A 9,688-nucleotide genomic window follows, 5' to 3' on the forward strand; every position below is an offset into this window, starting at 1 on the left:
GATGGCCCGCGAGATCCTGCCGGTCGCCGACCAGAGACAGGTGCGCGCCTACGCCAGGCGGCTGACGCTCAAGTATCCGCGTCAGCTCACCGTCGTGCTGGCCCTGCACGGGTTCGCGGCGATTGTGGGCCTGGCCGTGCCTTGGCAACTCGGCAATCTGGTGCAGAACGTCCAGGACGGCGGCCATGTCAACGTACTGCTCTTCGCCGTCGGTATCGGCGCGTTCCTGTTCGGGCAGGGCGCTCTGGTACGTTACGCGGTGCTCGCCTCGGCCAAGCTCGGCGAGAAGGTCCTCGCCGAGCTGCGTGAGGAGTTCGTCGACCGGGTGCTCGGCCTGCCGCTGTCGACGGTGGAGCGGGCCGGTTCCGGCGACCTGATCACCAGGACCTCCCGCGACGTCGACTCCCTCTCCCAAACCGTCCGGCACGCCGTGCCCGAGACGCTGATCGCGATTGTCACTTTCACGATCACCGTGGGCGCGATGGTGCTGGTCAGCCCGTTGCTCATGCTGCCGATGCTGATCGCGGTGCCGCTGCTCTGGATCTCCACCCGCTGGTACCTCAACCGCGCCCGCGACGGCTACCTGCGCGAGAACGCCGCCTACGCGGACATGACCGAGGGATTGGCCGAGACCGTCGAAGGCGCCAGAGCCGTGGAGGCGCTCGGCCTCCAGCGGCGGCGGGAGGCGCGGACCGCGAACGACATCCGCGGCTCGTTCGCCGCCGAACGCTACACGCTGTGGCTGCGCACGATCTGGTATCCCGCCGTCGAGCTGGGCTATGTGATCCCGGTCGTCTCGACCCTGTTCATCGGCGGCCTGTTCTATACCAACGGCTGGGTGTCGCTGGCCCAGGTCACCGCCGCCACCCTGTACGCGCAGCAGCTCATCGACCCGCTCGACCGGTTTCTCATGTGGGTCGAGGAGTTGCAGGTGGGCGGGGCCGCCATGGCCCGGCTGCTCGGCGTGGCGAACGTACCCGACGACCGGACCGCCTCCACCGCGCGGCCCGCGGGCGAACTGCTGGAGGCCGACGACGTCCGCTACGCCTACCGCGAGGGCCGCGACGTGCTGCACGGCGTGTCGCTGACCGTCCGGCCAGGAGAACGGCTGGCCATGGTCGGCCCTTCCGGCGCGGGCAAGTCGACGCTCGGCAGGCTGCTGGCGGGCATCCACGGCCCGCGTACGGGCGCGGTGTCGGTGGGCGGTGTGCCCCTGGTCGACCTGCCCCTCGACGACCTGCGCGGCCACGTCGCGCTGGTCACCCAGGAGCACCACGTCTTCAAGGGCACACTCCGCGACAACCTGCTGATCGCCCGCCCGGACGCCGACGACACCGCCGTACGCGCGGCCCTCATGGCGGTCGACTCGCTCGACTGGGTGCTCGCCCTTCCCGACGGACTCGACACGGTCGTCGGGTCCGGTGGGCTGGCCGTCTCTCCTGCCCACGCCCAGCAGCTGGCGCTGGCCCGCCTGGTGCTGGCGGACCCGCACACGCTGGTGCTGGACGAGGCCACCTCGCTCATCGACCCCCGAGCCGCCCGGCACCTGGAGCGGTCGCTGGCGGCGGTGCTCGACGGTCGCACGGTGATCGCCATCGCCCACCGCCTCTACACGGCGCACGACGCGGACCGGGTGGCGGTTGTCGAGGACGGACGGATCAGCGAGCTCGGGTCGCACGATGAGCTGGTGGCGGAGGGCGGTTCGTACGCGGCTCTGTGGAGCAGCTGGCACGGGACCCCGGCCACCATCGGCTCCCTCGCAACGGAGGAGTCGGCAGAGTCGCTGGCACAGCACTCCTGACCGCCGACTCCTGGCCATCGACTCTGGGTGACCGGCCACCGGTCACCGGCTCCCGATGGGCGGCCTTTGGGGGTCGACGAACCGGCCTCCGGGGGTGGTCAGCACTTCGCTTCAGAGGACGGCAAGGTGCGGTCCGTCAAGTAGCGGAACATGTGATTGCGGGCGCACTCGTTGGAGGCGAAGAGTGTGTGTCCCGGGCCCTCATGGCGGATGGTGGCGCTGCCTGGCACCTGCGTGAGAATCCGGGCGACCGCGTCGGACTCGCGCCAGGCACCAGCGCCCAGCATCGGCGGCAGGCCCTTGGGGAGGGGCGCGGGCGGGTTGGTCACTGAGACCGGCCAGCCGATGCAGCCGAGCGTGCCCGTCGCCAAAGTGTTGGCCGCGCCCGCGTTGGGGGCGATCTTGCGGAGTCGGGCGATCGTCTTGTCGAGCTCGGCGCGGCCAGCGGGGCGCGGCCAGTCGGTGCATTCGGTGACGCCGGTCGACTGGTCGGGGTAGCGGGAGCCGCGGGCGGGGACGAAGCCGGACGCGTCGCCGCGTACGGCCTTACGGAGGGCCTCCGCCAGCTTGGGATAGCTGTCGGGACCCTGGTGGGCGAACCCCATGGCGAGGGATTGCAGGTCGCCCCCCGTATAGGCGATTCCTGCAGACTTGGCCGGAACCGGGGAGCGGTCGGCCTTGGCCACCAGGCCGCGCCACTGGGCGGACAGCTCTCGGCACTTGCCGGCACCGGCGCACCAGGTGAAGAAGCGGTTGAAGGACGTCTCGTTGTCCTTGGCCATGTTGACCATGTCGGTGGTCCAGTCGGTGCCGCTGTGGCTGATCGTGCCGTCGAGCACCATGGTGCGCACCTGGGCGGGGAAGAGCCGGGCGTAGTCCTGCGCGTAGATCCCGGCGTAGGAGGCGCCGTAGAAGTTGAGTTTGCCGTCGCCCAGAGCCTTTCTGATGGCCTCCATGTCTCTGGCGTGGTCGGCCGAGCTCATGTTGGCGAACAGCTCGGGGTCCTTGTTGCGGCAGGCCTCCGCGTAGCCGCGGTTGGTGTCGGAGAGCCGTCCGAAGGCGGCGTCGTCTTTGGGGAGGTCGGGCAGCGGGATTCGGGTCCAGGTGCAGGCCAGCCCGGTGCTGAGGCCGCTGAACTGTGCGCCGTAGCCGCGGGTGTCCCAGGTGATGACGTCCATCCGTTCGCGCAGCTTGGCCCAGAGGTCGGCGTAGGTCTGGGTCAAGGCGATGCCGGGGCCGCCGGGGCCGCCGTAGGCCACCAGGACCGACCCTTCGGCGGAAGTGCCTGTTGCCTTCAGTCGGCCCAGCTTGAGGGTGATCTTGCGGCCGTCGGGTTTCTGCCAGTCGGCGGGGACCTGGAGGTCGGCACAGGTCATCCCGACTTTGTCGTTGGGGCAGGCGGCCCAGTCGAGGGTGGCCGCCTGCTGGGACTGGACGCCGGAGCCGAGGAGGGCCATGGCGATGGAGAGGGAGATGTGCTTGAGCATGCGCACGACGATCCCGCAGCGGGGGTTCCGGGCACATCGGACCAGGGGCTGGTCTGGGGGGAGGCGAATCAGCCCGTGGCATGTCATGCCACGGGCTGATGACACCTGAGACGCGGCCCACCCCGAGTGGTCGACCGACGAGTGTCACCTACAGCGCAGACCGACGAGTGTCACCTACAGCGCGGGAAGCCGGGCCACGGCCCGCGCCAGGCGGTCACACGCCCAAGGACCTCTTCAGGAACTCCACCTGCAGCAGCAGCAAGTTCTCCGCCACGACCTCCTGCGGCGTCATATGGGTGACCCCCGACAGCGGGAGCACACTGTGCTGCCGCCCCGCCGCCAGCAGCGCCGACGACAGGCGAAGCGTGTGCGCGGCCACGACGTTGTCGTCGGCCAGCCCGTGGATCAGCAGCAGCGGCCGCTCCAGCTTGGCCGCATCGCCGAACAGCGAGGAGTTGTCGTACACGTCCGCCTGCTCGTCCGGATGCCCGAGGTACCGCTCGGTGTAACACGTGTCGTACAACCGCCAGTCCGTCACCGGCGCCCCCGCCACCGCGGCGTGGAACACGTCGGGCCGGCGCAGCACCGCCAGTGCCGCCAGGAAGCCGCCGAACGACCAGCCCCTGATGGCCACCTTCGTCAGGTCGAGGTCGTCGGGGTATTGCTCGGCCACCCCCTGCAGGGCGTCGATCTGGTCCTCCAGCGGGGGCGTGGCCAGGTCGTTGAGCACGGCGCGTTCGAAGGCGGGGCCCCTGCCCGGGGTGCCGCGGCCGTCGGCCACGATGACGGCGAAGCCCTGCTCGGCGAACCACTGGCTCTCCAGGTAGCCGCCGCGACGGTTGAGCACCCGCTGCGCGTGCGGCCCGCCGTACGGGTCCATCAGGACCGGTAGCTTCCGCGAGCCCTGCTCGTGCCAGGAGGGCAGTACCACGGCGGTGGACAGGTCGCGGCGGCCGGAGCGGCCGAGTGAGACCCGCAGGTCGAGGCCGGGGCGCTCGGCCAGCGAGGGGATCGGGATGGCCATGCCGTCACGCCGTACGACCGTGGTGGACACGCCCTCGGTGTCGAGACTCTGCTCGGTCAGTACGCCGACGCCGCCGGACATCCGCCCAGAGAACACGCCGGACCGGGTCGAGACGGGCAGTAGCGAGTGGCCGTCCCAGGTCCACAACTGGATCTCGGTGGGGTCGCCGCTCGCGCTGAACAGCACGCTGTCGTGGTCGACGTCGAGCACCGCGCGTACTTGCAGGGTGGGCGGAGTGACGGCGCGGTCACCCACGAACAGGCGGTTGCCGCCGTCGGCGGCGGCCACCCAGACCAGCGAGCCGTCGTCGAGGTGCGCGGGCACGCCGGTGACGACGTCGACCCAGGCCGGATCGGTGTCCTCGCGGATCAGCGTGGACACGCCGGTCGCCGGATCGACCGCGAACAGGCGCAGCCTCTTCTGATCACGCGACATGGTCACGATCGACAGCGCATGGGAGCTCCAGGCGGCCGTCGTGAGGTATTCGTCCTCGTACGGCACCGCCACGCGCGACCCGTCGACTCCGAGCACGAACAACTGGGTCACCGCGTTGGGCGTGCCGGCGGCCGGATAGCGCTGGGCCGTCGCGGGCCGGTCCGGGTTGGCCGGGTCGGCGATGTGCCAGGTGTGGACCGGAGCCTCGTCGGCCCGTTCGACCAGGAGCGCGTCGCTCGACGGCGACCACCAGTGGCCGCGCATCCGGTCCATCTCCTCGGCGGCGATGAACTCGGCCAGGCCGTACGTGACGGTCGGCGACTCGGGCTCCGCGAGGGCGTGGTCGTCACCTGTCGCGAGGGTGTGCACCCGTAGGGCACCCCCGCTGACGTACGCGACCCGCTGGCCGTCGGGGGAGATGCGCGGGTCGATGACCGCGCCCGGCGTCTCCAGCCGCCGGGTGTCGCCGTTGGGCAGGTCGGTGACGTACAGGCCGCCGGCCAGCGCGAAGGCGGCCCTGGTCACCGAGGAGTCGGTGCTGTAGCCGACCACGCCGCCCGCCTGCTCGCGGCTGCGCTCGCGCCGGGCGCGCTCCTCGGGCGGGAGGTCGCCGTCGTCGGCGTCGAGCGTACGCGGGTCGATCACGAGGCGCTCGACGTGAGTCTCGGTGTCGAGTTCCCACAGGCACGTCACCGGGTCGGTGCCGGACTTCGTACGCAAGAATACGACTTTGCCGCCGTCGGGGGAGATCGTGAAGCCCCTGGGCACTCCGAGGGTGAACCTGCGGGTCCTGGCCGACAGGCGCGGGAAGCTCTCACTCATGCCCTAATCCTGCCAGTACGCTCGAACGCATGACTGACCGACGGCTGCTGCTGGTGCACGCCCACCCCGACGACGAGTCGATCGGCACCGGCGCGACGATGGCCAAGTACGCGGCGGAAGGCGCGCACGTCACGCTCGTGACCTGCACGCTCGGCGAGGAGGGGGAGATCATCCCCCCGGAGCTCGCCCACCTGGCCGCCGACCGCGACGACACGCTGGGCACGCACCGCATCGCCGAACTCGCGATGGCCTGCAAGGCGCTCGGCGTCGAGGACCACCGCTTCCTGGGCGCGCCGGGCCGTTGGCGCGATTCGGGCATGATGGGCGTCGCCTCCAACGACCGGCCCAACGCGTTCTGGCAGGCCGACCTCGACGAGGCGGCGGGGGACCTGGTCAAGGTCATCCGCGAGGTACGGCCCCAGGTCCTGGTCACTTATGACGACAACGGGTTCTATGGGCATCCCGACCACATTCAGGCACATCGCGTTTCGCGGCGGGCGTACGAACTCGCCGCCGACCCACGCTTCGGTGAGGGTGCGCCGTGGCGGATCACGAAGTTCTACCACACGGCCGTCGCCAGGTCGGTGATGCGCCGTACGGCCGAGGCGCTGCGCGCGGCCGACATCGACTTCCTCGTCGAGGACGTCGACGACATGCCGTTCGCCAGCCCCGACGAGGTGATCACCACGGAGATCGACGCGCGGCCGTGGGTCGGCAACAAGCTGGACGCCATGCGCGCGCACGCCACGCAGATCAGTGTGGACGACCCGTGGTTCGCGCTCTCGAACAACATCGGCCAGGAGGCGCAGGGCGTCGAGCACTACATCCTGGCGCTCGGCGTGCCCGGCCACGCGATGCCCGGCGCGCCGATCGAGGCGGGCGGGATGGGAGCGCCGCACAACCGCGAGAATGATCTCTTCGCGGGCATCCACTGACCGTCGCGGATGATCTGGTTTCCGGCCTCGCGGACGGTCTCTTGGCGGGCGGTCACTGACCTCGCGAATGATCTCTTCGCGGGCATCCACTAACCTCGTTCTTCATGGAGCAACGCAGCCAGGCCGAGTCGGCGTTGGGTGGGGCCGCCTACGGCATGCTGTTCGTGTTGGGGCTGGTCATGGGCATCGTGGGCGGGTTCACGCAGGCGATTTGGCACGTCGGTCCTGTCCCGTTCGTCGGGATGATCCCGGGCTCGGCGATCGGCTGGCTGCTCGCGCTCTTCGGCGTCTGTTTCGGGGCGGGCAAGCTCATGGGTTCGCGCCTCGGAGTGTCGGTGACGGCACTTGGGTGGCTGCTGGTGTCCATGCCGTTCTCGCTCAAGCTGTCGCAGGGCGACCTGGTGATCTCCGGTAACGGCCCCGCCGGGTTCGTCTACCTTTACGGGGGCATGGCGGCGGTGGTCGTGGCCTTTTGGCTGGCGCCTTCGTCGGGCGGCGGTTCCTGGTTGTTGCATGGCCAGCAGCCAAGGAACCCGACTTAGAGGCATAAAGTAGCGATCGTGCACCATGGTTCCACAGAGCAGCACGTTGATCGGGACATCTACCGCAAGGTGGTCGGCCGATTCGCCACTGGAGTCGCGATCGTCACGACCAGGCTCGACGGGATCGATCACGCGATGACCGTGAACTCGTTCACGTCCGTGTCACTGGATCCCCTGCTCGTACTGTTCTGCGCGGAGAAGGTGGCCCGCTTCCACGACGCCGTGATAGAGGCGGGTGTGTGGGGAGTGTCGGTGCTGCCGGCCTCCATGGAGGACGCGTCGCGGTTCTTCGCGCATCGGGGGCGGGAACTCGACGGGCAGCTGGCACGCTGGGCGCACCATCGGGGCGAATCGGGCGTGGCGCTCTTCACCGACGCCGTGGCGACGCTGGAGGCCCGGACGACCTCCGTCCATGAGGGCGGCGACCACTCGATCGTGGTGGGTGGGGTTACCGCGCTCGGCGCCCGGGCTGACGACCGTCCGCTGCTTTACCACCAGGGCCGCTATAAGACGTTATGAGCAGTCTTTTGCGGCCGCCCCGGATGCATGACTGAGGATTGTCCGGGGGGCACGCTCCTCGGGTGGAGGTGGCTGGGCGCCGATTTGTTTTGCGATCTTTTACGGCAGGCCTGGTGGGCCCCGCCCGCCGCACGGGGTTGGGCTCTGTCCAGGGGCACGCTCCTCCGGTGGAGGTGGCTGAGCTTCGTGACGTGCGCATTCTTGACTCCGGCCGTGGTCATTCGTGGGCCGGTGCCCCCTATGTGATGGGCTCTGTCGGCTCTACGGGCGGAATATGGGTCCTGTAGCCCTGTGCGCGTGTGGCCGTGTGCTTGTGTGCCTGTTTGCCACGGTGACCGCCGACCCGGCGCTGGAGGGGGAGCCGGGTCGGCGGGTCGGGATTATTGGGCCTCGGGAGCCGGGGCTGTGTCCGTTGGCGCCGGTGCTTCGGCCGCCGTGTCCGTGGGCACCGGTGTTTCCGCCGTGGGGGTCGCCGACGGCGTTTCCGCCGCTGGCGGGCACGTGGGGACCGGGCCTGCAGTGGACTCGGTCGATGTCGCCGTCTCGGTGGCCGTCACGGACGCTGTGTTCGACGCCGTCTCGGGCGCTGTTTCGGGCACTGTCTCGGAAACCGTGTTCGACACCGTGACCGACGGGGTCGGGGTCGGGGTGGGTTCTGGAGTCGCCGAGGTTGTCGGGATTGTCGAGTTTGTTGGGGTTTCTGGGTTTGTTGGGGTTTCGGTGGGGGCCAATGGCGCTGCGGTGTTGGGTTGGCACGTGAAGGTGACCGTGGCGGTGACGGTGGCCGCTGGGGCGGCTTCAGTTACCGTGGCCGTGGCCTGCTGGGTGACCGTGGTGGTCGCCGTGGCAGTTTCGGTCACTGTCGCGGTCGCCGTATTGGTCACCGAATCGCTGGTGCCAGGGGTGCCGGTGATCGTCGCCGTGGCCGCCGCCGTTGGTGTGGCTGTCACGGTGCGAGTGGGCCAGGGCAGGACCTTGACCTTGATGCCGGGTTTGCCCTTGACCTTGTAGCTACCCTTGCCGATCTTCTTGCTCGTCTGGCCGGCACCGGTGGTCACGGGGAGGTCGGTGGCCGTCGTCTTGCACGACTTGGCCTTGCAGACCTTCTGTTTCACGCTGAACCTGGCCGCTCCGTCGTACTTGATGGAGACATCCAGATACGAGACGCCCTTCTTCTTGACGACCTTCGTCTTCGCGGTGTACTTCCCGACTTTAGGGGTGGGGGTCGTCGTCGGGGCGGCGGCGGGTAACGCCACCTCTACGCGGAGAGGAGGGCCAGTGGCATTGAGGGGATCGGACGCTGACGTCTGGGTGATCGCGACTCCGCCGACTCCGGCCAAGGCCATGGTGCCGACCAGCGCGCCCACGATGGTGAATCTCATAATCCTGCTCTTGGGGGAGATTTCAGGACGCGGATCATTATTCCGTCTTGTCAAGATTGGTCAAGGCTGAAACGCATGAACAGGCGCTATCGGTTCCGGCGGGCGGTGAACTACGTCAACCTCTCCACCCCGCTCGGTCTGCTGATCTCCGTCGTAGGCGGTGCCACGAGGCAGAGTGGGCCCAACGGCCTCGTCCTCGCGTTCGGCTACCGCTACCGCTTCCCCATCGCCGGGGCCTTCACCGTCGGAAATGTCGTCCTGACCAGGCGCGACTCGCTGGAAGACCAGCTCATCCGGCACGAGGGCCGGCACGCCACCCAGTGGGCCTGGTGCGTCGGCCTGCCGATGCTCCCGCTCTACTTGGTGGCCATGCTCGTGTCCGTAGTGGTCTGCGGGCACCAGGCCTCGTACAACGTCTTCGAACGGCTGGCCGGACTTGACGACGGCGGATACCCACGCGCACCCCTCTGGTGGAGAAGGGGCGGGGGCCGGGATCGGTTGGGGTGATCCACGTACTACTCCTCTGGTCAGAGGTATGAACCGTTCTTCATATTCGCTATGAGAACCTGGGATTCTGCTCTGGGGTCGTGGTCCGTGCCGTGTCGGTGAATGTGATCCGCGGGATGGATCGGTGTCCGGCGGGCGGGTATCGCTCACGTGTTCTACCCAAAGACGCCAACTCTTGGTAGCGTTACGGTCACATATCGTGGTGGCGGGGGGTGGGCAGGGTGCAGGTTGGGC

Annotated in this window: 8 protein-coding genes; 5 read left to right on the forward strand and 3 right to left on the reverse strand. The window is 69.0% G+C overall.

Annotated features, from left to right (window positions below; genetic code table 11):
- The first annotated feature begins 1 nt into the window (after position 1).
- A complete protein-coding gene (locus AB0J16_RS59335) occupies positions 2-1,801 on the forward strand; it encodes an ABC transporter ATP-binding protein (RefSeq protein ID WP_358558167.1) in 1,800 nt (599 codons plus the stop codon).
- Positions 1,802-1,899: 98 nt separating this feature from the next.
- Here AB0J16_RS59335 and AB0J16_RS59340 read toward each other — a convergent pair whose 3' ends face one another.
- Entirely contained in the window at positions 1,900-3,288 is a 1,389-nt protein-coding gene (locus AB0J16_RS59340; RefSeq protein WP_358558170.1) for an alpha/beta fold hydrolase, read from the reverse strand.
- Positions 3,289-3,502: 214 nt separating this feature from the next.
- Positions 3,503-5,569, reverse strand: a complete 2,067-nt coding sequence (locus tag AB0J16_RS59345) for a DPP IV N-terminal domain-containing protein (protein WP_358558173.1) — start codon at positions 5,567-5,569, stop codon at positions 3,503-3,505.
- 29 nt (positions 5,570-5,598) lie between these two features.
- On the opposite strand from AB0J16_RS59345, the gene mshB reads away from it, so the two are divergent.
- The 3 genes from mshB to AB0J16_RS59360 all read left to right on the forward strand — a co-directional run bounded on the left by mshB (position 5,599) and on the right by AB0J16_RS59360 (position 7,565).
- Positions 5,599-6,504: an N-acetyl-1-D-myo-inositol-2-amino-2-deoxy-alpha-D-glucopyranoside deacetylase gene (gene mshB, locus AB0J16_RS59350; RefSeq protein ID WP_358558176.1), complete on the forward strand. Its 906-nt coding sequence runs from the start codon at positions 5,599-5,601 to the stop codon at positions 6,502-6,504.
- A gap of 104 nt (positions 6,505-6,608) precedes the next feature.
- Positions 6,609-7,046, forward strand: a complete 438-nt coding sequence (locus AB0J16_RS59355; protein WP_357944186.1) for a DUF6113 family protein — start codon at positions 6,609-6,611, stop codon at positions 7,044-7,046.
- An 18-nt stretch (positions 7,047-7,064) separates the two neighbouring features.
- Positions 7,065-7,565 carry a flavin reductase family protein gene (locus tag AB0J16_RS59360; RefSeq protein WP_358558179.1) on the forward strand — a complete coding sequence of 167 codons (501 nt, stop codon included), beginning with the start codon at positions 7,065-7,067 and terminating at the stop codon, positions 7,563-7,565.
- Between the two features lie 380 nt (positions 7,566-7,945).
- Here the strand turns inward: AB0J16_RS59360 and AB0J16_RS59365 are convergent, their stop codons facing one another.
- Positions 7,946-8,932 (reverse strand): hypothetical protein, encoded by a 987-nt coding sequence (locus AB0J16_RS59365; RefSeq protein WP_358558182.1) that lies wholly within the window; start codon positions 8,930-8,932, stop codon positions 7,946-7,948.
- 90 nt (positions 8,933-9,022) lie between these two features.
- On the opposite strand from AB0J16_RS59365, the gene AB0J16_RS59370 reads away from it, so the two are divergent.
- Entirely contained in the window at positions 9,023-9,454 is a 432-nt protein-coding gene (locus AB0J16_RS59370) for a hypothetical protein (protein ID WP_357944194.1), read from the forward strand.
- Positions 9,455-9,688 lie beyond the last annotated feature (234 nt).

This window comes from Nonomuraea sp. NPDC049750, from assembly GCF_040659625.1.
Taxonomy (GTDB): Bacteria; Actinomycetota; Actinomycetes; order Streptosporangiales; family Streptosporangiaceae; genus Nonomuraea.